This is a genomic window from Nocardioides baculatus (genome assembly GCF_016735675.1).
Lineage (GTDB): Bacteria > Actinomycetota > Actinomycetes > Propionibacteriales > Nocardioidaceae > Nocardioides > Nocardioides baculatus.
The window spans coordinates 26,722-51,345 of sequence record NZ_JAERSG010000006.1; the positions used below are offsets into that span (position 1 = coordinate 26,722).

The following is a 24,624-nucleotide window of genomic DNA, read 5'->3' on the forward strand; positions in this document are numbered from 1 at the left end:
GGGTGCCCTCCCTCCACGAGCTCGTGCGAGCCCACACCGAGCTCGTCGAGGACGACGTGGCGTGGCTCCAGCTGCTCATGGCGGACTGGCAGATCCTGGCCGACCTGTCCTTCGCCGACCTCGTGCTGTGGCTGCCCGACCGCGAGGGCAGGGGCTACTGGGCCGGGGGGCAGATGCGCCCGACGACCGGGCCGACCGCGCTCGTCGACGACGTGCTGGGCACCTTCATCCCCACCGGACGGCGGCGGATGCTCGACGAGGCCTTCGGGACCGGGCGGCTGGTGCGTGAGGGCGACCCCGAGTGGCGCGACGACGTGCCGGTGCGGGTCGAGGTCATCCCCGTACGCCGCGCGGGCCGGGTGATCGCGATGATCGCGCGCAACACCAACCTGCTCGGCGTACGCACCCCCAGCCGGCTCGAGCTGAGCTATCTCCAGACCGCCGCCGAGCTGACCCAGATGATCGCGTCCGGCCACTTCCCGCTGCCGGGCCAGCGCAGCGACCACGCGGACTCACCGCGGGTGGGGGACGGGTTCGTCCGCCTCGACCCGGCCGGCCGCGTCGTCTACGCCAGCCCCAACGGCCTGTCGGCCTACCGCCGGCTCGGGCTCCAGGGCGACCTCGCGGGGCTGGTGCTGACCGAGCTGACCCGCGAGCTGGTGCCCGCGCGGAGACGACCCGACGAGGAGACCCTGAGCGCCGTCCTGGGCGGACGCGACGGCCGCGCCACCGAGGTCGGCACCGACGAGGTGACCCTGATCGTGCGCAGCATCCCGCTGCGGCCGCAGGGCGACCCCAGCGGAGCGCTCCTGCTGGTGCGCGACGTGACCGAGCTGCGCAGCCGCGACCGGGAGCTGGTCACCAAGGACGTCACCATCCGCGAGATCCACCACCGGGTGAAGAACAACCTCCAGACGGTCGCCGCGCTGCTGCGCCTGCAGGCACGGCGTACGCAGGCCGACGACGCCAAGGCCGCCCTCGAGGAGGCCGTACGCCGGGTGGGCTCCATCGCGATCGTGCACGAGACGCTGAGCCACGCGGTCGAGGAGACCGTCGACTTCGACGACATCGCCGACCGGCTCGGAGCGATGGTGGTCGACGTCAGCGGGGTCGAGGTGCCGGTCCGCGTCGTGCGCGAGGGCTCCTTCGGCAAGCTGCCGTCCGAGGCGGCGACGCCCCTGGCGATGGTGCTCACCGAGGTCCTCCAGAACGCCGTCGAGCACGGCTACTCCGGGCTGACCGACCGCACCGGCGGTCGCGTCGTGATCACCGCCCGCCGGATCGTCGGTCGCCTGCACGTCGTCGTCGAGGACGACGGACGCGGGCTGCCCGAGGACTTCGACCTCGACGCCTCGACCCAGCTCGGGCTGTCGATCGTCCGCACGCTCGTGGAGTCAGAGCTCGGCGGCGTGCTCGAGATCGGCCCCGGCACGCGGGGGACGCGGGTGCAGGCGGACCTGCCGGTCGACTGACCGCCCGCTCAGGCCGTACGGATGCGGGCGCGTGCGTTGCGACGCTTCAGCGCGCGACGCTCGTCCTCGCTGAGGCCACCCCACACTCCATGGTCCTGGCCGGCCTCGAGGGCCCAGGCCAGGCACTGTTCGCGCACCTCACAGCGTCGGCACACCTGCTTGGCCTCCTCGATCTGGAGGATCGCGGGACCGGTGTTGCCGATCGGGAAGAACAGCTCAGGGTCCTCGTCGAGGCATGCGGAGCGGCTGCGCCAATCCATGAGTGGGGAAGTCCCTCTTTCTGTCACAGGGCAGGGTGCTGTTGTCGGACGATCAGCGGGGGCCCGGGCGCGCCTCGGTAAGGCGAGGAGCGCAGCGACAAGACTCGCAAGACTTGAACGTTCACACAACCCCCCACGCAGGTCGCGTCCGTCACAACTAGGGTTGGCGAGTGCCTGTTACCCCTCCGCCCCTCGTGGTGGCCGCCGCGCTGACCGGGGTCGAGGCGCTCGTGCTGGCCGGCCTGGGCGCCCTCGAGACGGCCAACCTGACCTCGGGCCGGCTCACGATGGGCGTCACCACGGCCGCGTTCTTCCTCGGAGCGGCCGCCGCGCTCGGCTGGTGCGCCTGGGCCCTGAGGGGCGTACGCCGCTGGGCGCGCGGCCCCGTCGTGATGGCCCAGCTGATCCTGCTCGGGCTCGCGTGGAACCTGTGGGCGGGATCCACCAAGCCCCTGTCGGCCGGCCTCGCGGTGGTCGGGCTCGTCGTCATCGCCGGCCTGCTGCACCCGGCGAGCACGCGCGCGCTCGAGGCCGACGAGCGCTAGTCCGACTCCAGCGACGTACGCAGCTGGGCGAGCGTGCGGGTCAGCAGCCGGGACACGTGCATCTGCGAGACGCCGATCTCCTCGGCGATCTGCGACTGCGTCATGTTCTTGAAGAACCGGAGCAGCAGGATGCGCTTCTCGCGCTCGCCGAGGCCCTCGAGGAGCGGCTTGATCGACTCGCGGATCTCGACGTGCTCGATGTTGTGGTCCTCGACGCCGAGCGTGGCCAGCATCGCGGGCGGGCCGTCGTCGGAGTCGTCGGAGGCGTCGAGCGACAGCGTGGCGTAGGCGTGGGAGGACTCGATGCCCTCCATGATCTCCTCCACCGTGCAGCCGATGACCTCGGCGAGCTCGCGGGGCGTGGGGGAGCGGCCGAGCTTCTGCGTCAGCTCGCCGGTCGCGCCGCCGATCTGCATCCGCAGCTCCTGGAGCCGCCGCGGCACCCGGATCGCCCAGCCCTTGTCGCGGAAGTGGCGCTTGATCTCACCGATCACGGTCGGCGTGGCGTAGGTCGAGAACTCGACGCCGCGGTCGGTCTCGAAGCGGTCGACGGCCTTGATCAGCCCGATCGTGCCGACCTGGACCAGGTCCTCGAACGGCTCGCCGCGGTTGCGGAAGCGGCGCGCGCAGTGCTCGACGAGCGACAGGTGCAGGTGCACTAGGTCGTCGCGGGCCACCGACCGCTCGGCGGCGCTCGTGTCGTCGTCCCTCAGGACCGTGAACAGCTCGGCACTGCGGGCGCGCAGCAGCTCGAGACCGCCCGTCGCGACCTCGTCGATCGTCTCGTGATCGGCGGCCCCCGCCGCCTCTTCCCCCGTGTGTGCGCTCATGTCAGCGCCCGGCACCCGTTCCCTCCGCGACCTGCGAGGACACCGTGAACCTCACCCTGAACCGGCCTGCGTCCGGGGCGGCCGACGCGTCCTGCGCCATGGTGTCGAGCACCTGCCAGGCGAAGCTCTCGGTGTCGAGCGGCGGGTCGTCCATCGCCTCCACCTCCAGCGCCACCGTCATCGAGCCGCGACCGAAGAAGAACTGGGCCACGAGGTCCGTGCCGGGGTCCGCGGCCGGGATCGCCAGGGCAGTGGCCTCGCCGATCGCGATGCGCAGGTCCTCGATGTCGTCGATCGTGAAGTCGAGGCGCGCGGCCAGCCCCGCAGCCGTGGTGCGTACGACGGTCGCGTAGGCGCCCTCGGCGGGCAGGCGGAGCTCGACGTCGGCGCGATGGTCCCCGGTGTTGTCTGACATCTGCGTCTGCGTCCCGTCCTCGAGGCTGATGTGCTCGGCACACCCTAACCGTGCTCGGACACCAGCGCCGTGGACACGGCCCAGAGGCGCTCGGCCGTGACCGGGTCGAGGGCGTAGGCGCACACGCCGTGCAGTCCGTCGCGCACCCGGTCGACGACCTCCGCCTCGTGGCAGTCCTCGAAGTAGCGACCACCGAGGCCGCGCAGGCCGGGCCAGGTCGCCAGGAGCACCGAGGTCGCGGCGCCCTGCTGCGGGGTCTTCACGCCCATCCCGTCGGCGTCGGTGGCAGGTACCTGGGCCTTGGTGGCCTCGAGCGTCGCGGGGTCCCAGTGCTGCTGGAGCCCGGTCCACACGCCGCCGGGCATGAGGGCGTTGACGGTGATGCCGTCGTCCGCCCAGCGGCGGTGGGCCTCCACGGCGAAGAGCACATTGGCGGTCTTCGACTGGCCGTAGGCCGTGCCGGCGTCGTAGGGCCGACGGTCGAAGAAGAGGTCGTCGAGGTCGACCGGGGCGTTGCCGTGCCCGCTCGAGCTCACCGAGACCACGCGCGCGTCCTCCGCGGCGGCCAGCGCGGCGCGCAGCCCCACGGCCAGCGCGAAGTGGCCGAGGTGGTTGGTGGCGAGCTGCAGCTCCCAGCCGTCCGGGGTGTACGCCTCGGGGCTGGCCATGATCCCGGCGTTGTTGACCAGGACGTGGAGCGGCCCGTCCCACGCGTCGACGAGCGCAGCCACCGACCGGAGATCGGCGAGGTCGAGCTCGCGGACCTGCACGTCGTCGTTGCCCGTGCTGGTCGCGATGTCGCGCGCGGCTGCGCGTCCAGCGGCCGGGTTGCGGACCGCCAGCGTCACCTGTGCTCCGGCACCCGCCAGCGCGCGGGCCGTCTCGAGGCCGATGCCGGCGGCACCGCCCGTGACCACGGCCCGCCGACCGGACAGGTCGAGGCCCGCGACCACCTCGGCGGCGGTGCTGGTCGCGTCGAAGGGGGTGGTGATGCGGGTCATGGGGCTCCGGTCGTGTGGTCGTGAAATGGGACGGACCCGGCTGCCACGGAGGCAACCGGGTCCGAGGTGAAGGTCTGGGCTCAGGCCTTCTTCGTCTCCCAGAAGATCTCCGCGATCTCGTCGATCTTGGCGAGCAGCTCGTCGGCCTTGGCGGCGTCGAGCTCGCCCTTGGTGCCCGAGGCACCGGCGAGCTTGGTGGCCTCGTTGACGAGGGTGTGGAGCTGGGGGTACTTCTCGAAGTGCGGGGGCTTGAAGTAGTCGGTCCACAGCACCCACAGGTGGTGCTTGACGAGCTCCGAGCGCTGCTCCTTGATGAGGATCGCGCGGGTGCGGAAGTCGGCGTCGTCGTTGTCGGCGACCTTGGCGATGATCGCCTTGATCGACTCGGCCTCGATGCGCGCCTGGGCGGGGTCGTACACGCCGCAGGGGAGGTCGCAGTGGGCCGAGACCTCGACGGTCGGGGCAAGCAGGTGGCGAAGCATCGGGTTCCTCTCGATCGTGGAATGGTGCATCTGCTGCGACACTACTCCGCGTGAAACGAGGTCGGCAGCGGGGTCTCGCCCCATGGGGTGGGTCTGCGCGACCACCCTTCGTCACGGCCGTCGTCCGCGGTCGGTCGATGCTGCCGACGTTGCGAGAGGGCGACCTGCTGCTGGTCCGCCACGGCGCCCGGGTCCGGCCGGGCGAGCTCGTGGTGGCGCGGTTCCCCGACGGCACCCTGACGGTCAAGCGGGCCGTCGACGAGCGGCGTACGCGCACCGGCGAGGCGGCGTGGTGGCTGCTCAGCGACAACCCGGACGAGGGCGTCGACTCGCGGCACCGCGGACCGGTCGCCGAGGAGCACGTGGTGGGCGTCGTACGGCTAAGGGTGTGGCCTTCGCCACGCGTGGGACGCAGGCTCTCGCGCCCCTGAGCTGTGCCAGTATCGCGGCCATGGAACAGGGCCGAGTCACACCGCACCCGCACGCCGGCGACCCCGTCTTCGACCTCCACGTGGGCGGCAAGATGGAGACGGTGTCGACGGTGGCGCTGACCGGCCCCGACGAGCTGTCGCTGGCCTACACGCCCGGCGTCGCGCGGGTCTGCGAGGCGATCGCCGCCGACCCGTCGATGACCCAGCACTACACGTGGGTGCCCAACACGGTCGCGATCGTCACCGACGGCACCGCCGTCCTCGGGCTCGGCGACATCGGCCCGGCCGCCGCGATGCCGGTGATGGAGGGCAAGGCGGTGCTCTTCAAGCAGTTCGGCGGCGTCGATGCCGTGCCGCTGTGCCTCGACACGACCGACGTCGAGGAGATCATCGAGACCGTCGTCCGGCTGGCTCCGAGCTTCGGCGGGATCAACCTGGAGGACATCTCGGCGCCGCGCTGCTTCGAGATCGAGGCCCGGCTCAAGGAGCGGCTCGACATCCCCGTCTTCCACGACGACCAGCACGGCACCGCTGTCGTCGCCCTCGCCGCGCTCACCAACGCGCTGCGCCTGACCGGCCGCGACGCGGCGACCGTACGCGTGGTGGTGCAGGGCGCCGGCGCCGCAGGTGTCGCCGTGGCCCGGATCCTGCTCGAGGCGGGCGTGCGCGACATCGCCGTCCTCGACCGCCAGGGCGTGCTGAGCTCGACGCGCTCGGACCTGACCCCGGTGAAGGCGGCCCTGGCGCGCGACACCGCCGACGTCGTCGGCCGCAGCGGCAGCCTGGCCGACGTGATGGCCGGTGCCGACGTCTACATCGGCGTCTCCGGCGGGCAGGTGCCCGAGGAGATCGTCGCGTCGATGGCACCGGAGGCGATCATCTTCGGCCTGGCCAACCCCACGCCCGAGGTGCACCCCGACCTGGCGCACAAGTACGCCCGTGTGGTCGCCACCGGCCGCTCCGACTACCCCAACCAGATCAACAACGTGCTGGCCTTCCCCGGCATCTTCCGGGGCGCGTTCGACGTCCACGCGACCGCGATCACGGAGGGGATGAAGGTCGCCGCGGCGACCGCCCTCGCCGAGCTCGTCGGTGACGACCTCCGCGAGGACCTCGTCATCCCGTCACCGTTCGACCCCCGCGTGCCCGGTGCGGTCCGCGAGGCTGTTGCTGCTGCTGCCCGGGCCGACGGGGTCGCTCGACGCTGATGGCTGGTGACTGGCTGGCCGATGCGGTCGTCTACGAGATCTACCCGCAGTCCTTCGCGGACTCGAACGGCGACGGGATCGGCGACCTCCGCGGGGTGATCGAGCGACTGGACCACATCGAGTCGCTCGGGGTCGACACCCTGTGGTTCAACCCGTGCTTCGCCTCGCCTTTCGTGGACGCGGGCTACGACGTCTCGGACTACCTGCAGGTCGCACCGCGCTACGGGACCAACGCGGACCTCGTCGAGCTGGTCGAGGCGGCGCGCGAACGCGGCATCCGGGTGCTCCTCGACCTGGTGGCCGGCCACACGTCGATCGAGCACCCGTGGTTCCAGGCCGAGCTGCACGCCGACGAACCGTCACCGGAGGGCGACCGCTACGTCTGGTGCGAGGACCTCCCCGCGTGGGCGTGGGACTCCGACATCCCGGGCACGCCGGCGTGGGTCGCCTCGCCGGGGCCGCGTCCGGGGTGGTACCTCAAGAACTTCTACGCTGCCCAGCCGGCCCTCAACTTCGGCTGGACCGACCTGCCGGCCGACGAGCCCTGGCGCGACGGGGTCGACGACCCGGGGCCGCGGCGCAACAAGCAGATGCTGCGCAAGGTGCTCGACTTCTGGCTCAGCCGGGGGGTGGCGGGCTTCCGCGTCGACATGGCGTTCTCCCTGGTCAAGGACGACCAGGGCAAGAACGCCGGTGCGGTCGCCGCGACCCAGGTGTGGCGCGACCTCCAGGCGTGGCTCGCCACGGCCCACCCCGACGCCGTCCTCATCCCGGAGGGCAAGGAGCCGCGGACGGGTGCGGCACTGGGCTTCGACGCCGACTTCATGCTCGTCATCCACGCCGAGCACGCGAGCCTGTTCGACAACGGCGGTGCGGGCGTGCTCCCGTTCCAGCCGCCGGGCGACCCGTTCTTCCACGCCGACGGCCTCGGCTCGACCCGGACGTTCCTGGACGGCTGGGCCGCGGCCACGGCGGACGACCCCACGCGCCCGGTGCTGCTGGGCACCGCGGACCACGACTTCAGCCGCCTGCGCACCGACCCGCGCACGCCGGAGGAGCTGGGCGCGGCGCTGACCTTCCTCTTCACCTGGGGCACCGTGCCGTCGCTCTACTACGGCGACGAGATCGGCATGCGCTACCTGCCGGGACTGCCCGACAAGGAGGGCTCGATCTGCAACCCCGGCTACAACCGCTCCGGCTGCCGTACGCCGATGCAGTGGGACGACTCGCCCAACGCCGGCTTCTCGACCGCCGCGGCGAGTGACCTCTACCTGCCGATCGACCCGTCGCCCGACCGGCCGACCGTGAAGGCCCAGGAGGAGGATCCCGGCTCGACGCTGCACCTGGTGAGGCGGCTGGTCGCGCTGCGCCGCTCGACGCCGGCACTCGGCGGTCGCGCGCCGACCACCGTCCTGCACGAGGGCTACCCGTTCACCTGGCGCCGCGGCGACTCCCACGTCGTGGTGGTCAACCCGCGCAGCGAGGCGGCAACGGCTGACGTGCCCGGGCTCGAAGGCGCCCGGCTGCTCCTGGGACGTGGCGTCGTGGTGACCGGTCTCGGCGTGCGCGTCGAGGGGTTCGGCTACGGCGTGCTCGAGCTCGCCCGCTGACCGGCGCGTCGGACGACGCGCGGCTCGCGCATGGCTGTCCAGCCGACGAGGGCGAGCAGGGCGCCGGCGGCCATCGTGGACAGCACGCCGATCCGGGCCCGCTGGACCACGGTGTCGCAGGCGGCCGACCGCCGCCGCTGGTCGGCACTGGTCGCCACCTCGGTGCTCAAGGTGCCCTGCGGGACGAGCCAGTCGGAGGAGATCGCTGCCCCGCAGGTGACCTGCTGGCCGGCGACGGTCGTGGACCTCGAGCTCTCGACACCGTAGGCGAAGGCCGCGAGCACGACGAGCAGACCCACCACGAGTGCCGCCTGCCACCTGCGCATGGCCCGAGTATGCGCCTACTCGAAGAGCGGGCGCAGGTGGTCGTTGAGGAACATGCCGTGCGGGTCGAGCTCACGGCGGATCGCGATGAAGTCGTCGGCGCGCGGGTAGTGCGCGTGGAGGCGCTCGGGCGTGAGGAAGTGGAGCTTGCCCCAGTGGACGCGGGCGTCGAAGCCGGCGAGAAGCGTGTCGACCGAGCGCAGGTAGGCCCAGTAGTCCGTGCCGGGGGTGCCGGAGACCGAGATGACGACGGTCGGGGTCTGGTACTGCGAGGACAGGAAGGCCTCGTCGGGTCCGACGGTGCGCACCTCGAGCGGGTAGATCGAGTCCGGGAGGCTGCGGAGCATCAGCTCGCGCATCGCCGTCAGCGCCTCGGGTGCCCGGTCGAGCGCGACGAAGTACTCCAGCTCATGGAAGTTGGGGTCGTAGACCATCGGGAAGATCCGGTAGCAGCGGTCGACGCGGCGCCCCACGGTGTCGTCGTCGGCGACGTCCGGGCCGACCTCGTCATAGACCTTGACGTAGCACTGGTCCTCGAGCCGCTCGCCGTGGCCGTCGAGGTTGTAGAGCGCGCCGGACTCCTCGGTGGGCAGCCAGAACATCCCGAAGTGCCGGTGCTCCGCGACCAGTGTGTCCCAGCTGTCCATCACGTCGTCCCACGAGCGAAGGCTGACGTGCTCGCGGAGCCGGTAGGCGTCGGTGACCTCGAGCTCGAGCTGGGTGACGACCCCGAGCATCCCGACCGAGACCTGGGCGGCGCGGAGCAGGTCGGGCTCGTCCTCGCCGATCTCGCGCACCTCGCCGGTGCCGGTCACCACCCTCATGCCGCGCACGACCCCGGACAGGCTGGTGTAGCGCGTGCCCGAGCCGTGCGTCCCGGTCGCGACCGCGCCGGCGATCTGCTGGGTGTCGATGTCGCCCTGGTTGCGCAGCGCGAGGCCGGCCGCCCAGAGTGGCTCGTAGAAGTCGCGGATCAGCGTCCCGGGGAGCGCGGTCGCCCGCCGGGCGGCCGCATCGGTGGCCACGACGCCCCGCATCGCGGAGACGTCGAGCAGCTGGCCGTCGGTCTGGACGACCGGCGTGAACGAGTGCCCGGCGCCCGCGACCCGGACCTGCCGGCCCCGACCGGCAGCCTCCCGGACGAGGGCGACGACCTCGTCCTCGTCGCGGGGAGTGGCGGTCGTGGCGGGCGAGAAGCTCTGGTTGCCCACCCAGTTGGTCCAGGTCATGGGGGCCAGCCTGTCCAGCGCCATCCCCGTCGTCAACGGGCCTGCTCAGAAGCCGATCGACGGCTCCGGCTCGACGGCCGTGCGCATGGCCCGGGCCAGCTCGGCGTACGCCCCCGCGCGGCGCTCGCGGACGAGGCCCGCGCGGAGCAGGCCACCGATCGAGTGGCCGAGGTAACCGGCGCCCAGGACGGCCACGTCGAGGGTGATGTCGGCGTCCGCGTCGGTGCGCTCGGCCGCGCCGGATCCGGAGGACGCGGTGAGCCGCCAGCGGCCGGCGTTCCACGGTGCGTAGCGGTCCTCCACCTCCACCACGACGTCGCAGTCGGTGTCGTACGACCGGAGCGGCCAGGCCGCCTCGAGGTCGACGAGCCGGATCCAGGTGCTGTCCCACGTCGCCAGCGACCCGGTGCCGCGCGGTCCGCCGACCCAGCCGAGGAGCGGGTCGTCGACGCCGATGTTCTCGAGCTTGGTGGTGCCCATCAGGTCGAGGTCGACGATGCGGCGCGCGATCGCCAGCCGGGCGGCCGGTCCGCCGCAGAAGGTGCCGGCGGTGACCGTGCCGGAGGGACGGGCCTGGTCCCACTTGTGCTCGCGGCGCAGCCCGATGAACCCGATGTCCTCGCCGTCGCGGCGGGCGAACAGGACCCGGCGGCGCTCCTTGTCGCGCAGGTTCTCCGGGATCTCGAGCGTCAGGAGCGAGAAGAAGTCGGGCGAGCCGATGATCGTGCCGGGGAAGTCGGGCGCGTTGGCCACCTGGCAGGCGCGCATCCGCTCGGCGACGCCGGGGTCCGACATCGTGACGAGGTGGGTCGTGATGCCCGCGACCTCGTCCTCGAGGTGCGGGGCGGTGAGCTCGGTGCCGCGGCCGACTGTCACCTGGTGGGTGATCACGGCGACGCCGTAGCCGTAGCGGCCGTAGATGGCGGCCTCGCTGGCGTGCAGCGCCGAGATCGCCGTGCCGGCCGCGCGGGTGCGCCCGAGGTGGTCGGTCATCATCGCGCGCAGCACGCCGCGTCGACGGGCGTCGGGGTGCACGCCCACCCAGGTGAGGCCGGCGATCGGGACCACCGCCCCGCCGGGCAGCGACATCTCCATCGGGCGTACGCCGTAGATGCCGGCGTGGTGGTCCTCCGGCCCGTCGGGCAGGTCGACCACGAACCGCTGGTCCTCGGGCAGGCCGAGGCGCAGGTGGTCCGCGTCGGCATCGGTGACCTCCCCGAACCACACGAGCTGGTCGGTCGCGAGGTACTTGTCGGCGTCCTCCGAGTGACGTACGTCGATGCTCACGCCGCAACCCAACAGCTGACCTCGAGCGATGGCAACGGGGTTTTACCGACGCGCACGGGCAGCAGCACATGGGAGTCGACTCGCCGTGGTTCGGCAAGCCGAAGCGCAAGAGCAAGCTGCGGATCCGCTACGACCCCGACGAGCCCGCGAGGAGCGAGGTGGTGACGCCCCTGGCGGGGGAGCTGGCGATCTTCGTCGTCGTCACCGCGTGTGGCGCGGCCGTGATCCTGATGAGCCTCGCCGGCTGGCTGTCCGGCTGAGAACGGGCACTCGCTAGGGTCGAAGCATGTTCGCCGTCTACGCCGAGACCTTCTCCTTCGACGACCCGCTGAGCGGCCTGGTGGTGGGGGAGCGACCCGCTCCTGAAGCGCCCGACGGGTGGGCCACCGTGACCGTCAAGGCGGCCAGCCTCAACCACCACGACCTCTGGTCGCTGCGCGGGGTCGGGCTGCGCGAGGAGTCGCTGCCGATGATCCTCGGCTGTGACGCCGCGGGCCTCGACGAGGACGGCAACGAGGTCGTCGTCCACGGCGTCATCGGCGACCCGGGCTGGACCGGCGACGAGGCCGACGACCCCGGTCGGTCGCTGCTCTCCGAGCGCCACCAGGGCACCTTCGCCGACCAGGTCGTCGTGCCGCGCCGCAACCTCGTGCCCAAGCCGGCCTCGCTGTCCTTCGAGGAGGCGGCCTGCCTGCCGACCGCCTGGCTCACGGCCTACCGGATGCTCTTCGTCCAGGGCGCCTGCAAGCCCGGAGAGACGATCCTCGTGCAGGGTGCCGGCGGCGGTGTCGCGACCGCGCTCATCACGCTGGGCCGCGCTGCCGGCCTCACGGTGCTCGCCACCAGCCGTGACGAGGCCAAGCGCGAGCGTGCCCGTGAGCTCGGCGCCCACGACGTCTTCGAGTCCGGCGCCCGGCTGCCGGTCAGGGTCGACGCCGTGATGGAGACCGTCGGCAAGGCGACCTGGACCCACTCGATCCGCTCGCTGCGACCGGGCGGCCGCATCGTCATCAGCGGTACGACGTCCGGCCCCGACGTCGACGACGCCGGCCTGACCCACGTGTTCTTCAAGCAGCTCTCGATCATCGGCTCCACGATGGGCACCCGCGGCGAGCTCGACGCCCTCGTGAAGTTCCTCGACGCCACCGGCGCCCGGCCGCTCGTCGACCGGGCGATCCCGATGGAGCAGGCGGCCGACGGCTTCGCCGCGATGTCCGAGGGTGACGTCTTCGGCAAGATCGTCTTCACCCGGTGAGGCTGGTCCTGACCGGCGCGGGGTCCGGCATCGGCGACGTGCTGGCGCGCCGCCTCACCGACCGCGGCGACGAGCTGGTGCTCGTCGCCCGCAGCAGCGGACGAGCCGCCGAGCTCGAGCGCGCGCACGCCGGGGCGCAGGTCGTGGTCGCCGACCTCGCCGACCCCGGGACCCTCAACGGTCTCGGTCGACAGGTGGACGGCCCGGTCGACGCGCTGGTCCACGCCGCCGGCGTGGTCGAGCTCGGTCCGGTCGCGCGGCTGCGGCTCGCCGACTGGGAGGAGCAGCTCGCCGTCAACCTCGTCGCGCCGGCCGTGCTGACCCGCGAGCTGCTGCCCCAGCTGCGGCAGGCCCGGGGCACGGTGGTCTTCGTCAACTCCGGCGCCGGCCTCACCGCCCACGCCGAGTGGTCGGGCTATGCCGCGTCCAAGTTCGGGCTCCGTGGCCTCGCCGACGCGCTGCGGGCCGAGGAGTCCGACCACGGCGTACGCGTCACCAGCGTCTACCCCGGTCGCACGGCCACGCCGATGCAGCAGAAGGTGCACGAGCAGGAGGGCAAGGACTACGACGCGTCCGAGTGGATCAGCGCGGAGACCGTCGCCGGGATGATCCTGCACGTCCTCGATCTGCCCGTCGACGCCACCGTCCCGGACGTCACCGTCCGCCCGGGGCCGGGGGACTAGGCGGGTTCGAGCACGAAGGCGCGGATCCGCCGGGTCCCGGCGACCCGCTCGCGGTAGTTGAGGTAGCCGGGGTAGAACTCGCCTGCCAGCGCGAACACCTCGTCGGTCTCGGCGGGCGTCGCCGCCCGCGCCGTCACCTCGCGCACCGTGCCGCGGTAGGTCACCGTCGCCCGTGGGTCGGCCTCCAGGTTGAGCACCCACGCGGGGGTCGAGGGCTGGCCGAAGTTGGTGCCGAGCAGCGCGAGCGTGCCGGCGTACGGCGTCGCGATCAGGTGGCTCGTGCGTCGCTGGCCGGACTTGCGCCCGGTCGTCGTCACGTCGAGGACCGCCAGCCCGGCGAGCAGGCTGGGTGCGCTGTGCCGTCCGCGGGTCAGCCGACCGACGACGTCGTCGAGGTGGCGCAGCGAGTGGGCGAAGAGCCAGCCGCCCGGGCGGGTGCCGGCGCCCCAGCGCACGAGCTTGTGCAGCGGGTTGGCCGAGTGGTGGGTGTAGCCGAGGTCGGTCGCCAGGCCCATGCCGCTGATCACGCCTCGCGCGACTGCCAGTTGAGCGCGCCGACGAGGAGCATCCGGAGCTGGGTGCGCGCCTCGGCGAGGGTCTGCGCCTCCGAGTCGGGGTGCTCCACGAGCCGCTCGGCCATCGTCACCACGAAGGACACGATCAGGTCCGCGAGCAGGGCGATGTCCTCGCTGGAGTACTGCTCCGCCGCGCCGGTGCGGGCGACGTCGGTCGCCAGCTCGCGGGTGATGAGGGCGATCTCGTGGTGGATCGCCTCGCGCACCCGCGGCGGACCGGCCGTCCGCTCGCGCGCGATGAAGGCGTAGTGGGACCGGTTCTCCCGCACGTGCTGCGCCACGATCGGGAGCGACCCGTCGATGAAGTCGCGGTACTCCGGAGCGTGCCGCCACACGTCGAGCAGCATCAGCCGCAGTGACCGGAAGCTCTCGTCGACCAGCGCCAGGCCGAGCAGCTCGAGCGAGCCGAAGTGGCGGTAGAACGCGGTCGGCACGACACCGACCTGCTTGGCGACCTGACGCAGCGAGATGGCCGCGAGGTTGGAGTCGGCGGCGAGCGCCAGCGCCGCGTCGAGGATGGCCCGACGCGTGCGCTCCTTGCGCTCCGCGCGGGACTCGCTCGCGTCTGCCAGGCCCTCCGCCATGTGCGTGATCGTAGTGGGGTCGAGTGGGCGGGATCACCCGGCACCTGCGTTGACGACGCCGACGGGCTCCGCGAGTATTGAGTGAACAGACGTTCACTGAAAGGAGTCGGCATGACCGTCCTCTCGACGATCGCCCGCTCACGCACCGTCGCGGCGCTCACCTCGCCCCACGGTGTCGACCACTACCTCTCGCGGGTGAACCCGATGTGGGCGGCGCACGACGTGCGCGGTCGCGTCGTCGCCGTGCACCGCGAGACCGAGACGGCCGGTGCGCCGGTCGCCACGATCACCGTCCAGCCCACCGCCACCTGGCGCGGCCACCGCGCGGGCCAGTACGTCCAGGTCGGCCTCGACCTGCCGGGCTCGGCGCGCCGGATGACCCGCTGCTTCTCCATCTCCTCAGCCGCGTCCGGCGTGGGGGAGGAGTTCACCCTGACGATCCGCTCGCACGCCGACGGCCAGGTCAGCAAGTACCTCGTGGACGCCGAGCCGGGCCAGCTGCTGCACCTCTCGCAGGCGCAGGGGGACTTCACGCTCCCCGTGAGCCCGGCGACGCCGGGCATCGACCCGCTCCTCTTCATCACCGGCGGCTCGGGCATCACGCCCGCCATGTCGATGCTGCGCACCCTGCTGCGCGACGGGTACGACGGCCGCGCCGGGCGCCCCGTCACGTTCCTCCACTACGCCCGGTCGCCCGAGGACCAGATCTTCGCCGACGAGCTGGAGCGGATCGCCGCCGACGACAACGGCGTGACCGTCCACCTGCGCCACGGCGACGCCGTCTTCAACGAGCTCGAGCTCCGTCGCCTGGTACCCGCCTGGCGCGACACCGACACCTGGGCCTGCGGCCCGGCCGGGATGATCGAGCTCGTGCGGGCGGCGTACGCCGACAACCCGCGGCTGAGGCTCGAGCTCTTCAAGCCGCCGACCACCTCCAGCGGTGCGGCCGAGGGTGACCTGACCTTCGCCGGCGCTGACCAGCGGGTGGCCAACTCCGGTGCCTCGATCCTCGAGCAGGCCGAGGAGGCCGGCCTCACGCCGGTCTTCGGCTGCCGGATGGGCATCTGCTTCTCCTGCACGGCCCGCAAGTCCGAGGGCACCGTGCGCAACGTGCTCACGGGCACCGAGTCCTCGCTCCCCGACGAGGACATCCAGATCTGTGTCTCCGCCCCCGTCGGCGACTGCGTCGTCGACCTCTGAGGAAGGACCCCCATGACGAACCAGACGCCCACTCCCGACCAGCTCGAGGCGTTCGGCCGCGAGATGGACGACCTGCGCCAGCGGGTCCTCGCCGACCTCGGCGAGGCCGACGCCACCTACATCCGCGACGTCGTCAAGCGTCAGCAGCAGCTCGAGGTGCTCGGCCGCGCGCTGTTCTACCTGCCGCCGGCCTGGCCGCTCGCCGTCGCCGCCCTCTCGCTCTCCAAGATCATCGAGAACATGGAGATCGGCCACAACGTGATGCACGGCCAGTACGACTGGATGGGCGACCCGCACCTCAACTCGCGCATCTACGACTGGGACAACGTGTGCCCGGGCGAGCAGTGGAAGTACTCCCACAACTACATCCACCACACGTTCACCAACATCCTCGGCAAGGACCGCGACATCGGCTACGGGATTCTCCGGATGGACGAGGACCAGAAGTGGCACCCCTACTACCTCGGCAACCCGGTCTACGCCCTCCTGCTGATGGTCTTCTTCGAGTGGGGCGTGGCGATGCACGACCTCGAGGTCGAGAACATCGTCAAGGGCACCCGGAAGATGGAGGAGAACAAGGCCCTCCACGCCGGCATCATGCGCAAGGTGCGCCGCCAGGCGCTCAAGGACTACGTCCTGTTCCCGGCGCTCACCGGCCCCTTCTTCCCGCTGACCTTCGCCGGCAACGCGGCCGCCAACCTGATCCGCAACGTGTGGGCGTTCAACATCATCTTCTGCGGCCACTTCCCGGCCGGTGCGGAGACCTTCAGCCAGGAGGAGTGCGCCGACGGGCCTGACGGCGAGGAGACCCGCGGCCACTGGTACTACCGCCAGGTGCTCGGCTCCGCCAACATCTCCGGTGGACCGCTCTTCCACGTGCTGTCCGGCAACCTGAGCCACCAGATCGAGCACCACCTGTTCCCGGACCTGCCGGCGCGGCGCTACCCGATGATCGCGGCCGAGGTGCAGGAGATCTGCGAGCGCTACGGGATCGCCTACACGACCGGCCCGCTGCGCAAGCAGCTGGCGAGCGTCGCGAAGAAGATCTGCCGCCTCGCCCTGCCCGACCGGCGTACGACGCCGGAGCCGGCGCCCGCGGTGCACGAGCCGGTCGCTGCGTAGGTCGCGCTAGTCCTCGGGGTCGTCGAGGCGGGCGAGCCAGGTCGCGAGCCGTTCGACGGGCACCTCGAAGTCGGGGTGCGCGTCGACGAACGCCTGGAGCTGCTCGGCGAGCCACGCCAGGGTGACCTCCTCGTCACCCCGGCGCCGCTCGAGCTCCTCGATGCCCCGGTCGGTGAAGTACACCTGCGGACCCCCGGCTCAGTAGTCGTCGCCGCGACCGCGCGGCGACTCGAAGGCCGCGTCGAGGAGCGCCTTCTGCTCCTCCACGTGGCGCTTCACCGTGCCGACCGACGGTGCCGCGGACGCGATCCGGGTGACCGGCTCGACCGTGAGGTCGAGCTGGGGCCACACGTTGAGCTGGAAGTGCGGCCACGGGCCCATGTTGCGCGGCTCGTCCTGCACCCAGCGGATCGCCTTGAGGTTCGGGTACTTCGCGACCTCGGCCTTGATCTCGTCGACCGGGTTCGGGTAGAGCCGCTCGACCCGACCGATGGCGAACTTCGCGCCGTCCTCGCGCTTGGTGCGCTCGGTCATCAGGTCCCAGGTCACGCGACCCGAGCACAGGATGAGCGTCTCGACCTGCGACGCGTCGGCGTCGGCGTCGCCGATGAACGGCCGGAACGTGGTGTCCCCGACGAAGTCGGCCGGCTGCGAGGCCGCCTCCTTGCGCTTGAGCATCGACTTCGGCGTGAAGACGATGAGGGGACGGTGCTCCTCGCCGAGCGAGTGACGACGCAGCAGGTGGAAGTAGGACGCCGGCGTCGACGGCTGGGCGACGACCATCGCGTCCTCGGCTGACATCGTCAGGAACCGCTCGATGCGCGCCGAGCTGTGGTCGGGTCCCTGGCCCTCGTAGCCGTGGGGGAGGAGGAGGACGACGCCGGACTGCTGGCGCCACTTGGTCTCGCCCGCGGAGATGAACTCGTCGATGACGGTCTGGGCGCCGTTGACGAAGTCACCGAACTGCGCCTCCCAGAGGACGAGGGCCTCGGGACGGGCGACGGAGTAGCCGTACTCGAACCCGAGGGCGGCGTACTCGGAGAGCAGCGAGTCGTAGACGTGGAACTTCGCCTGGTCCTCGGTGAGGTTGGTCAGCGGCGTCCACTCGTCGGCGTTGACCCGGTCGATGATCGTGGCGAACCGTGACACGAAGGTGCCGCGGCGCGAGTCCTGGCCGGCCAGGCGCACCGGGCGGCCGTCCATCAGCAGCGAGCCGAAGGCGAGGATCTCGCCGGTGCCCCAGTCGATGGGTCCGTCGGTGATCGCGGCCGAGCGGCGCTGCAGCTGCGGCATCACCTTCGGGTGGACCGTGAAGTCCTCGGGCGGCGTGACGTAGCTGTCGGCGATCCGCTTGAGGACCTCCGGGGTGACGGCCGTCGAGAAGTCGCCGGCCGGCTTGTCCGGGTAGTCCGGCACGGTCGTCCACTCGGTCGGCGCCTCGGCGCTCGCCTCGCGGACCTCGGTGAAGACCCGCTCCAGCTGCTGCTGGTAGTCGCGGAGGACCTGCTCGGCCTCCTCGATCGTGATGTCGCCGCGACCGATGAGCGACTCGGTGTAGAGCTTGCGCACCGAGCGCTTCTGCTCGATCAGGTCGTACATCAGCGGCTGGGTGTAGGACGGGTCGTCGCCCTCGTTGTGGCCGCGGCGGCGGTAGCAGACGAGGTCGATGACGACGTCCTTGTTGAAGGCCTGGCGGTAGTCGAAGGCCAGCCGGGCCACGCGGATGCAGGCCTCGGGGTCGTCGCCGTTGACGTGGAAGATCGGCGCCTGCACCATCCGCGCCACGTCGGTGGCGTAGAGCGAGGAGCGCGACGAGCCGGGCGAGGTGGTGAACCCGACCTGGTTGTTGATGACCACGTGCACGGTGCCGCCGGTGCGGTAGCCCCGCAGCTGCGACAGGTTGAGGGTCTCGGCCACGACGCCCTGGCCCGCGAAGGCCGCGTCGCCGTGCACGAGCAGCGGGAGGACGGGGTAGTCGGCGCCCTTGTTGAGGATGTCCTGCTTGGCGCGCGCGATGCCCTCGAGCACCGGGTTGACCGCCTCGAGGTGGGAGGGGTTCGCGGCGACCGACACCTTGATCTTGTCGCCCGAACCGGCGAGGAACTCGCCCTCGGCTCCGAGGTGGTACTTCACGTCGCCCGAGCCCTGCACCGTACGGGGGTCGATGTTGCCCTCGAACTCGCGGAAGATCTGGCTGTACTTCTTGCCGACGATGTTGGCGAGCACGTTGAGCCGGCCGCGGTGGGCCATGCCGATCGTGACCTCGTCGAGGCCGGTCTCGGCCGCCGCCTCGCAGATCTCGTCGATGAGCGGGATGGTGGTCTCGCCACCCTCGAGGCTGAAGCGCTTCTGCCCGACGAACTTCGTCTGGAGGAACGTCTCGAAGGCCTCGGCCTGGTTGAGCTTGAGCAGGATGCGGAGCTGCTCCTCGCGGGGCGGCTTCACGTGCGGCTGCTCGACCCGCTCCTGGATCCACTTGCGCTGCTCGGGATCCATGATGTGCATGTACTCGATGCCGGTGGTGCGGCAGTAGGAGTCGCGCAGGATGCCGAGGATGTTGCGCAGCTTCATGAAGCGCCGGCCCTCGCCGCCGAACGACCCGGTCGCGAACTCGCGGTCGAGGTCCCACAGGGTCAGTCCGTGCGACTCCACCTCGAGGTCGGGGTGGCTGCGCTGGCGGTACTCCAGCGGGTCGGTGTCGGCCATCAGGTGGCCACGGACCCGGTAGGCGTGGATCAGCTCGAGGATGCGCGCCTGCTTGACGATGTCGTCGTCGTGGCTGGCCACCACGTCGCGCGACCAGCGGATCGGCTCGTAGGGGATCCGCAGCGAGCGGAAGATCTCGTCGTAGAACTCGTTCTCGCCGAGCAGCAGGCCGTGCACGCGCTTGAGGAACTCGCCCGACTGCGCACCCTGGATGACGCGGTGGTCGTAGGTCGAGGTCAGCGTCATCGCCTTGCTGATGGCGTTGCGGTTGATCGCGTCGTCGGAGGCGCCCTGCCACTCCGGCGGGTACTCCATCGCGCCGACGCCGATGATGGCGCCCTGGCCCGACATCAGCCGCGGCACGGAGTGGACGGTGCCGATGCCGCCCGGGTTGGTCAGCGAGATCGTCGTGCCCTGGAAGTCGGCGACGGTGAGCTTGTTGTCGCGCGCCTTGCGGACCACGTCCTCGTAGGCCGTCCAGAACGCGGCGAAGTCCATCGCCTCGGCGCCCTTGATGCTCGGCACCAGCAGCTGGCGGGTGCCGTCAGGCTTCTTCATGTCGATCGCGAGACCGAGGTTGATGTGCGCCGGCGTGATCAGGTTGGGCTTGCCGTCGACGACCTCGAAGCCGACGTTCATCTCCGGCATCGAGCGCAGCGCCTTGACCAGCGCGTAGCCGATGAGGTGCGTGAACGACACCTTGCCGCCGCGGGCGCGGGCGAGGTGGTTGTTGATGACCGTGCGGTTGTCCCACAGCAGCTTGACTGGCACCGAGCGCACCGAGGTCGCGGTCGGGACCGTCAGGGAGGCGTCCATGTTGGCCGCGGTGCGGGCGGGGGCGCCGCGCAGGACGGTGTAGGTCGGGGCGTCGCTCGTCTGGGTGGGAGCGGCGGGCTTGGGGTCCTTGGCGACCGGGGTGCTGGTGCCGCGGGCGGGCTCCTCGGCCGCGGCGGCGGGCCGCGGGGTGGACTTCGCGGTCGACTTCGGGGCGGCCTGCTCGGCGGGCTTCTCGGCCGGCTTTTCGGCGGGCTTATCGGCGGGCTTCTCGGAAGCCTGGGCGGCCGGCTTCGCCGGCGCGGCGGCAGCGACCTGCGCGGGCGCCTTCTCGGGCGCCTTCGTCGCAGTCGTCGCGGGGGCCGGAGCACTCCCGTTGCCGAAGTACGACGCCCACTCCGGACCCACGCTCGCGGGGTCCTTGTCGTACTGCTCCTTCATCTCCTCCACGAGCCACTCGTTGGCTCCCAGGTCAGATGACGGTGCAACCGAGGACTGGCTGCCGGACTGCCCGTTCGGGGACTGCGCCACGCTTCTTTCGCCTCTTCCGATTCTCTTCGCGCGAGTGTGGGACAACTCGTCGACAAGGCTAGTCGCACACGCACGCAAATGCAGGGCCGGGCCCACCTCGTGGGGCATGGTGTCGACCACACCAGTAGTCATTGTCGTGTTTGGTCCTGGAGCCCCCCATGCCACCTCGTCGCGCAGGCCTCGTGCTCGCTCTCGTCCTCGCCCTCACCGGCACCGCCTGCACCTCGCAGTCCGTCCCGTCGGCCTCGCCCGAGCGGCTCAGTCGCAACGACGCGCAGGCGAGCCTGGCCTCCCACCCCCTGGCGACCACGACCAAGATCCACCGGGTCCACGGCCGGCTGCCCGACGCGCGCCGCAAGGCCGTCCGCGTCCAGGTCGGGAAGGTCGTCGACCGCTGGTGGGACGCCGCCTACCTCGGCGGTACGTACCCGCGCAGCAGCTTCCCGGACGCGTTCCCCGGCTTCACCCGGGCCGCCGTCCGGCGGGCCAGGTCCGACAAGGCGCTGCTGACCAACCAGACCCGCGGCCCCCACGTCGACTCGGTCACCGCCACGCACCGCACGGTGGCCATCGACATCCTCGCCACCGGCAAGCAGGCCCGCGCCGTGACCGCACACTTCGTCCTGAAGTTCGACAGCAGCGGCGACAAGGCCGGCACCACGACCGTCCGCGGTCGCCTGTTCCTCACCCGCAAGCGGGGTGCCTGGCGGGTCTTCGGGTACGCCGTCGCGAAGGGATCGAAGTGATGACCGGCCTCGTCCACCGCGCACGCCGTGCCACCAAGGCGATCGCCCTGGCGGCCGTGCTGGCCGTCACCGCGGTTGTCGTACCCCAGTCGGCGGTGCAGCCGACCGACGTCAGCCTCGTGAAGATCCGGCACGCCGAGGGCGTGGCGGTCGGGGGAGCCGACGTGGTCTGGATCCTCGCCGTCGGGTCGGACGCCCGGCCCGGACAGGACATGCGGCACGCCCGCGGTGACGCGCTCCAGCTGGTCGGCATCAACACCCGCACCGGCTCGGCGACGGCGATCGGCGTGCCCCGCGACTCGTGGGTCAGCATCCCCGGTCACGGCCGGGAGAAGATCAACTCGGCGCTCTACTTCGCCGGCCCGCAGGGCATGGCGGGCGCGATGCGCAACCTCACCGGCATCGAGCCCGACTACGTCATGGTCACGCGCTTCCCGTTCTTCGAGGACATGGTCGACGACATCGGCGGCATCACGGTCACCAACCCGCGCCGCTTCTACGACCCCTACCTCAAGAAGGAAGGCTTCAAACGGGGTCGGATCCACCTCGACGGCTACAACGCGATGGCCTTCTCCCGGATCCGCAAGGGACTCGCGGGCGGCGACTTCGACCGCTCGGCCAACCAGCAGCGGACCCTACGCGGGATCCACGCGCGCATCCGGTCCCAGGCCGCCAAGCCGGGCTTCATCGAGCGCGGGGTGATGACGGTGATGGAGCACATGGCCACCAACGCCTCGCCCGCCGAGCTCTACGAGCTCGCGCAGGCGGTCGCCCAGGTCGACCCCCGCAGGATCACGACCTGCGTCGTCCAGGGCCGGATCGGCTTCGTCGGCGCCGCCAGCGTGGTGTTCCCCGACGTCGCCCAGGCCCGGCGCCTCGGGCGCGAGGCCCGGCCCGACGCGGCGCTGAAGCACTGCTGAGCCGCGGCGGTCCGGAAATGACGAACGGACCTACGTCCACGTAGGTCCGCTGCGCCTCCGGCAGGATTCGAACCTGCGGCACCTGGTACCGGAAACCAGTGCTCTATCCCCTGAGCTACGGAGGCATGCGCCGCTCCGGACGAGCCGGGGTCGGTGCGCGCCGAAGACTACCGGTCGCCCGACGCGGTCGAGAAACCGGTGCGCTCAGCGCAGGGCGAGCGAGCCCGACGTGGGGGACTCGAAGGGGAGCGCCGCGTGCTCGGCGATCCGGGCGTCCATCGCGTCCGCGATCTCCTGCGGCCACGGTGCCGTACGCCGGGTCTCGAGGTCGATGTGCAGGAAGATCTCCTCGACCACGCACGCCACCTCCTGGTGGGTGTGGTCGAGCACGTAGACCAGCGCGTGCCCGGCGCGCTCGGAGCGACCGAGCAGGCGCACGCGGGCCGACATCGTGTCGCCGGTGCGCAGCTCGTTGAGGTAGGTCACGTGGTGCTCGGCGGAGAAGCACGCCTGGCCGTGGGTCAGCGGCCACATCTGCGGGATCCCGACCTCGACCAGCGACTCGTCGAGGCCCTCGCTCGCAATGCCGATGTAGTGGCGCACGTTGAGGTGGCCGTTGATGTCCTCGAAGGGCATCGGCACCGGCTGCTCCACGTAGGCAGGGAGGTCGATGAGCTGGTCGTAGCTGGGGTGCGTCGTCACAGCGGAGAACCTTAGTGGTCGGGCAGTGATATCGGTTCGGTCGCACGGGTGACCCGCCGATAGGCTTGGTGGGTGAACCCAGAGCAGCTCTCCGCGACCATCGTCGATGCGCTGGCGGCCCTCGTGGCCGACGGCGCGATCACGCTTCCTGACGGCGTGCCGACCCAGGTCACGGTGGAGCGACCCCGGCAGAAGGGTCACGGCGACTACGCCACCAACGTCGCGCTCCAGCTCTCCAAGAAGGCCGGCACCAACCCGCGCGCCTTCGCCGACCTCGTGGCCGAGCGGCTGCGCGCCTCCGACGGCATCTCCGAGGTCGAGGTCGCCGGCCCGGGCTTCCTCAACATCACCGTCGAGGCCGGCGCCCAGGGCCAGGTCGCGGCCGACATCGTCGCGGCCGGCGAGGCGTACGGCTCCTCCGACGCCTTCGCGGGCGAGAAGATCAACCTCGAGTTCGTCTCCGCCAACCCGACCGGCCCGCTCCACCTCGGTGGCGTGCGGTGGGCCGCGGTCGGCGACGCGCTGGGCCGGATCTTCGAGAAGACCGGTGCCGACGTCACCCGCGAGTACTACTTCAACGACCACGGCGCGCAGATCGACCGCTTCAGCTCCTCGCTGATGGCGAGCGCCCAGGGCCGCCCGGCACCCGAGGACGGCTACGGCGGGCAGTACATCCACGACATCGCCTCCGCGATCATCGAGCAGCGTCCCGACGTCAAGGAGCTCGACGACGACGCCGCGCAGGAGGTCTTCCGCGAGATCGGCGTGGACATGATGTTCGCCGAGATCAAGACCAAGCTGCACGACTTCGGCGTCGACTTCGACGTCTACTTCCACGAGAAGTCGCTGCACGACTCCGGCGCCGTCGAGCGCGCCATCGAGCGTCTCACCGAGATGGGCAACACCTACGAGGCCGACGGTGCGCTTTGGCTGCGCACCGAGAAGTACGGCGACGACAAGGACCGCGTGATCATCCGGTCCAACGGCACCCCGGCCTACATCTCCGGCGACCTCGGCTACTACCTCGACAAGCGCGAGCGGGGCTTCGACCGCTGCTTCATCATGCTCGGCGCCGACCACCACGGCTACGTCGGCCGGATGAACGCGATGTGCAGCGCGTTCGGCGACGAGCCGGGCAAGAACCTCGAGATCCTCATCGGGCAGATGGTCAACCTGCTCAAGGACGGCCAGCCGGTGCGGATGTCGAAGCGCAACGGCACGATCGTCTCGATCGACGACCTCGTCGACGCGATCGGGGTCGACGCGAGCCGCTACGCGCTCTCCCGCTACCACTCGGACAGTCCGATCGACATCGACCTCGACCTCTGGGCGAGGGCCACCAACGACAACCCGGTCTTCACCGTGCAGTACGCCCACGCCCGGGTCGCCAGCCTGATGCGCAACGCGGCCGACCTGGGTGTCGTCGCCGAGTCGCACCCCGAGCTGCTCACCCACGAGAAGGAGGGCGAGCTGCTGCGGGCGCTCGCCGAGTTCCCGCGGGTGGTCAAGGCGGCCGCCGAGCTGCGCGAGCCGCACCGGGTGGCGCGCTACCTCGAGGAGCTTGCCGGCACCTACCACCGCTTCTACGACGCCTGCCGGGTGCTCCCGCGCGGCGACGAGGAGACGCAGCCCCTGCACCGGGCGCGGCTGATGCTGGTCGACGCGACCCGGGTCGTGCTCGCCAACGGCCTCGACCTCCTGGGCGTCTCGGCTCCCGAGCGGATGTGAGCGG

At 71.3% G+C, this 24,624-nt stretch carries 26 protein-coding genes and 1 tRNA gene; 13 read left to right on the plus strand and 14 right to left on the minus strand.

Annotation, left to right across the window (positions count from 1 at the left end; all coding sequences use genetic code 11):
• Window positions 1-2 precede the first annotated feature (2 nt).
• Window positions 3-1,472 (plus strand): sensor histidine kinase, encoded by a 1,470-nt coding sequence (locus JI751_RS17880; RefSeq protein WP_201939740.1) that lies wholly within the window; start codon window positions 3-5, stop codon window positions 1,470-1,472.
• A gap of 8 nt (window positions 1,473-1,480) precedes the next feature.
• Here the strand turns inward: JI751_RS17880 and JI751_RS17885 are convergent, their stop codons facing one another.
• Window positions 1,481-1,732: a WhiB family transcriptional regulator gene (locus tag JI751_RS17885; protein ID WP_056601527.1), complete on the minus strand. Its 252-nt coding sequence runs from the start codon at window positions 1,730-1,732 to the stop codon at window positions 1,481-1,483.
• 170 nt (window positions 1,733-1,902) lie between these two features.
• Between JI751_RS17885 and JI751_RS17890 the strand changes: the two genes are divergently transcribed.
• Window positions 1,903-2,277: a hypothetical protein gene (locus JI751_RS17890; RefSeq protein WP_201939742.1), complete on the plus strand. Its 375-nt coding sequence runs from the start codon at window positions 1,903-1,905 to the stop codon at window positions 2,275-2,277.
• On the opposite strand, the gene JI751_RS17895 is transcribed toward JI751_RS17890, so the two are convergent.
• From JI751_RS17895 to sodN, 4 genes are all read right to left on the minus strand, one after another.
• Window positions 2,274-3,107, minus strand: a complete 834-nt coding sequence (locus JI751_RS17895; RefSeq protein ID WP_201939745.1) for an RNA polymerase sigma factor SigF — start codon at window positions 3,105-3,107, stop codon at window positions 2,274-2,276. The two genes, JI751_RS17890 and JI751_RS17895, sit on opposite strands and share 4 nt — an antisense overlap.
• 1 nt (window position 3,108) lies before the next feature.
• On the minus strand, window positions 3,109-3,522 hold the full coding sequence (locus JI751_RS17900) for an ATP-binding protein (protein WP_201939747.1): 414 nt from the start codon (window positions 3,520-3,522) through the stop codon (window positions 3,109-3,111).
• 44 nt (window positions 3,523-3,566) lie between these two features.
• The gene (locus tag JI751_RS17905; RefSeq protein WP_201939754.1) at window positions 3,567-4,523 is read right to left on the minus strand and encodes an SDR family NAD(P)-dependent oxidoreductase; all 957 of its coding nucleotides are present in this window, start codon (window positions 4,521-4,523) and stop codon (window positions 3,567-3,569) included.
• Window positions 4,524-4,603: 80 nt separating this feature from the next.
• Complete coding sequence (gene sodN / locus JI751_RS17910) at window positions 4,604-5,005, minus strand: superoxide dismutase, Ni (RefSeq protein ID WP_201939756.1); 402 nt, start codon at window positions 5,003-5,005, stop codon at window positions 4,604-4,606.
• 50 nt (window positions 5,006-5,055) lie between these two features.
• Here sodN and JI751_RS17915 point away from each other — a divergent pair, with 50 nt between their 5' ends.
• The 3 genes from JI751_RS17915 to JI751_RS17925 are packed head-to-tail and all read left to right on the plus strand — an operon-like array spanning window position 5,056 to window position 8,254.
• Window positions 5,056-5,436 (plus strand): S24/S26 family peptidase, encoded by a 381-nt coding sequence (locus JI751_RS17915; RefSeq protein WP_307814354.1) that lies wholly within the window; start codon window positions 5,056-5,058, stop codon window positions 5,434-5,436.
• Window positions 5,437-5,456: 20 nt separating this feature from the next.
• On the plus strand, window positions 5,457-6,644 hold the full coding sequence (locus tag JI751_RS17920) for an NAD(P)-dependent malic enzyme (protein WP_201939760.1): 1,188 nt from the start codon (window positions 5,457-5,459) through the stop codon (window positions 6,642-6,644).
• Window positions 6,644-8,254 (plus strand): alpha-amylase family glycosyl hydrolase, encoded by a 1,611-nt coding sequence (locus JI751_RS17925; protein WP_201939762.1) that lies wholly within the window; start codon window positions 6,644-6,646, stop codon window positions 8,252-8,254. The genes JI751_RS17920 and JI751_RS17925 overlap by 1 nt, the downstream gene beginning before the upstream one ends.
• Here JI751_RS17925 and JI751_RS17930 read toward each other — a convergent pair.
• The 3 genes from JI751_RS17930 to JI751_RS17940 are packed head-to-tail and all read right to left on the minus strand — an operon-like array spanning window position 8,227 to window position 11,094.
• Window positions 8,227-8,580 carry a hypothetical protein gene (locus JI751_RS17930; RefSeq protein WP_201939764.1) on the minus strand — a complete coding sequence of 118 codons (354 nt, stop codon included), beginning with the start codon at window positions 8,578-8,580 and terminating at the stop codon, window positions 8,227-8,229. The two genes, JI751_RS17925 and JI751_RS17930, sit on opposite strands and share 28 nt — an antisense overlap.
• Window positions 8,581-8,595: 15 nt before the next feature.
• Entirely contained in the window at window positions 8,596-9,807 is a 1,212-nt protein-coding gene (locus tag JI751_RS17935) for a D-arabinono-1,4-lactone oxidase (RefSeq protein WP_201939766.1), read from the minus strand.
• A 45-nt stretch (window positions 9,808-9,852) separates the two neighbouring features.
• The gene (locus JI751_RS17940) at window positions 9,853-11,094 is read right to left on the minus strand and encodes a GNAT family N-acetyltransferase (RefSeq protein ID WP_201939768.1); all 1,242 of its coding nucleotides are present in this window, start codon (window positions 11,092-11,094) and stop codon (window positions 9,853-9,855) included.
• 68 nt (window positions 11,095-11,162) lie between these two features.
• Between JI751_RS17940 and JI751_RS17945 the strand changes: the two genes are divergently transcribed.
• Genes JI751_RS17945 through JI751_RS17955 form a run of 3 tightly spaced genes read left to right on the plus strand, consistent with a single transcriptional unit; the run spans window position 11,163 to window position 13,032 of the window.
• On the plus strand, window positions 11,163-11,354 hold the full coding sequence (locus JI751_RS17945; RefSeq protein WP_201939770.1) for a hypothetical protein: 192 nt from the start codon (window positions 11,163-11,165) through the stop codon (window positions 11,352-11,354).
• A gap of 26 nt (window positions 11,355-11,380) precedes the next feature.
• Entirely contained in the window at window positions 11,381-12,349 is a 969-nt protein-coding gene (locus tag JI751_RS17950; RefSeq protein ID WP_201939771.1) for a zinc-binding dehydrogenase, read from the plus strand.
• On the plus strand, window positions 12,346-13,032 hold the full coding sequence (locus JI751_RS17955; protein ID WP_201939773.1) for an SDR family oxidoreductase: 687 nt from the start codon (window positions 12,346-12,348) through the stop codon (window positions 13,030-13,032). Before JI751_RS17950 ends, JI751_RS17955 begins: the two co-directional genes overlap by 4 nt.
• On the opposite strand, the gene JI751_RS17960 is transcribed toward JI751_RS17955, so the two are convergent.
• Window positions 13,029-13,559, minus strand: coding sequence for a nitroreductase family deazaflavin-dependent oxidoreductase (locus JI751_RS17960; RefSeq protein WP_307814355.1), 531 nt, complete (start codon window positions 13,557-13,559; stop codon window positions 13,029-13,031). The two genes, JI751_RS17955 and JI751_RS17960, sit on opposite strands and share 4 nt — an antisense overlap.
• Window positions 13,556-14,191, minus strand: coding sequence for a TetR family transcriptional regulator (locus tag JI751_RS17965; RefSeq protein WP_201939775.1), 636 nt, complete (start codon window positions 14,189-14,191; stop codon window positions 13,556-13,558). Before JI751_RS17965 ends, JI751_RS17960 begins: the two co-directional genes overlap by 4 nt.
• Window positions 14,192-14,302: 111 nt before the next feature.
• Between JI751_RS17965 and JI751_RS17970 the strand changes: the two genes are divergently transcribed.
• Entirely contained in the window at window positions 14,303-15,391 is a 1,089-nt protein-coding gene (locus tag JI751_RS17970) for a ferredoxin reductase (protein ID WP_201939777.1), read from the plus strand.
• Window positions 15,392-15,403: 12 nt separating this feature from the next.
• Window positions 15,404-16,513, plus strand: a complete 1,110-nt coding sequence (locus JI751_RS17975) for a fatty acid desaturase family protein (RefSeq protein ID WP_201939779.1) — start codon at window positions 15,404-15,406, stop codon at window positions 16,511-16,513.
• Between the two features lie 6 nt (window positions 16,514-16,519).
• Here the strand turns inward: JI751_RS17975 and JI751_RS17980 are convergent, their stop codons facing one another.
• Both JI751_RS17980 and JI751_RS17985 read right to left on the minus strand, forming a co-directional pair.
• Entirely contained in the window at window positions 16,520-16,696 is a 177-nt protein-coding gene (locus JI751_RS17980; RefSeq protein WP_191195116.1) for a DUF6104 family protein, read from the minus strand.
• 15 nt (window positions 16,697-16,711) lie between these two features.
• Window positions 16,712-20,434, minus strand: a complete 3,723-nt coding sequence (locus JI751_RS17985) for a multifunctional oxoglutarate decarboxylase/oxoglutarate dehydrogenase thiamine pyrophosphate-binding subunit/dihydrolipoyllysine-residue succinyltransferase subunit (RefSeq protein WP_236666534.1) — start codon at window positions 20,432-20,434, stop codon at window positions 16,712-16,714.
• Between the two features lie 248 nt (window positions 20,435-20,682).
• Between JI751_RS17985 and JI751_RS17990 the strand changes: the two genes are divergently transcribed.
• On the plus strand, window positions 20,683-21,270 hold the full coding sequence (locus JI751_RS17990) for a hypothetical protein (protein WP_201939784.1): 588 nt from the start codon (window positions 20,683-20,685) through the stop codon (window positions 21,268-21,270).
• Window positions 21,270-22,190, plus strand: coding sequence for an LCP family protein (locus JI751_RS17995; protein ID WP_201939786.1), 921 nt, complete (start codon window positions 21,270-21,272; stop codon window positions 22,188-22,190). The genes JI751_RS17990 and JI751_RS17995 overlap by 1 nt, the downstream gene beginning before the upstream one ends.
• 52 nt (window positions 22,191-22,242) lie before the next feature.
• Here JI751_RS17995 and JI751_RS18000 read toward each other — a convergent pair.
• Both JI751_RS18000 and JI751_RS18005 read right to left on the minus strand, forming a co-directional pair.
• Window positions 22,243-22,315 (minus strand) — tRNA-Arg (locus JI751_RS18000).
• A gap of 79 nt (window positions 22,316-22,394) precedes the next feature.
• Window positions 22,395-22,892: a thioesterase family protein gene (locus JI751_RS18005; RefSeq protein WP_201939788.1), complete on the minus strand. Its 498-nt coding sequence runs from the start codon at window positions 22,890-22,892 to the stop codon at window positions 22,395-22,397.
• A gap of 72 nt (window positions 22,893-22,964) precedes the next feature.
• On the opposite strand from JI751_RS18005, the gene argS reads away from it, so the two are divergent.
• Window positions 22,965-24,620: an arginine--tRNA ligase gene (gene argS / locus JI751_RS18010; protein WP_201939790.1), complete on the plus strand. Its 1,656-nt coding sequence runs from the start codon at window positions 22,965-22,967 to the stop codon at window positions 24,618-24,620.
• The last annotated feature ends 4 nt before the right edge of the window (window positions 24,621-24,624 follow it).

Excerpts from the sequence above, each read along its gene's own strand:
- JI751_RS17885 (WP_056601527.1), bottom strand. The coding sequence starts at position 1,732 with ATGGATTGGCGCAGCCGCTCCGCATGCCTCGACGAGGACCCTGAGCTG.
- JI751_RS17895 (WP_201939745.1), bottom strand. The coding sequence starts at position 3,107 with ATGAGCGCACACACGGGGGAAGAGGCGGCGGGGGCCGCCGATCACGAG.
- JI751_RS17900 (WP_201939747.1), bottom strand. The coding sequence starts at position 3,522 with ATGTCAGACAACACCGGGGACCATCGCGCCGACGTCGAGCTCCGCCTG.
- JI751_RS17905 (WP_201939754.1), bottom strand. The coding sequence starts at position 4,523 with ATGACCCGCATCACCACCCCCTTCGACGCGACCAGCACCGCCGCCGAG.
- sodN (WP_201939756.1), bottom strand. The coding sequence starts at position 5,005 with ATGCTTCGCCACCTGCTTGCCCCGACCGTCGAGGTCTCGGCCCACTGC.
- JI751_RS17920 (WP_201939760.1), top strand. The coding sequence starts at position 5,457 with ATGGAACAGGGCCGAGTCACACCGCACCCGCACGCCGGCGACCCCGTC.
- JI751_RS17925 (WP_201939762.1), top strand. The coding sequence starts at position 6,644 with ATGGCTGGTGACTGGCTGGCCGATGCGGTCGTCTACGAGATCTACCCG.
- JI751_RS17930 (WP_201939764.1), bottom strand. The coding sequence starts at position 8,580 with ATGCGCAGGTGGCAGGCGGCACTCGTGGTGGGTCTGCTCGTCGTGCTC.
- JI751_RS17935 (WP_201939766.1), bottom strand. The coding sequence starts at position 9,807 with ATGACCTGGACCAACTGGGTGGGCAACCAGAGCTTCTCGCCCGCCACG.
- JI751_RS17945 (WP_201939770.1), top strand. The coding sequence starts at position 11,163 with ATGGGAGTCGACTCGCCGTGGTTCGGCAAGCCGAAGCGCAAGAGCAAG.
- JI751_RS17950 (WP_201939771.1), top strand. The coding sequence starts at position 11,381 with ATGTTCGCCGTCTACGCCGAGACCTTCTCCTTCGACGACCCGCTGAGC.
- JI751_RS17965 (WP_201939775.1), bottom strand. The coding sequence starts at position 14,191 with ATGGCGGAGGGCCTGGCAGACGCGAGCGAGTCCCGCGCGGAGCGCAAG.
- JI751_RS17970 (WP_201939777.1), top strand. The coding sequence starts at position 14,303 with ATGACCGTCCTCTCGACGATCGCCCGCTCACGCACCGTCGCGGCGCTC.
- JI751_RS17975 (WP_201939779.1), top strand. The coding sequence starts at position 15,404 with ATGACGAACCAGACGCCCACTCCCGACCAGCTCGAGGCGTTCGGCCGC.
- JI751_RS17985 (WP_236666534.1), bottom strand. The coding sequence starts at position 20,434 with ATGAAGGAGCAGTACGACAAGGACCCCGCGAGCGTGGGTCCGGAGTGG.
- JI751_RS17990 (WP_201939784.1), top strand. The coding sequence starts at position 20,683 with ATGCCACCTCGTCGCGCAGGCCTCGTGCTCGCTCTCGTCCTCGCCCTC.
- JI751_RS17995 (WP_201939786.1), top strand. The coding sequence starts at position 21,270 with ATGACCGGCCTCGTCCACCGCGCACGCCGTGCCACCAAGGCGATCGCC.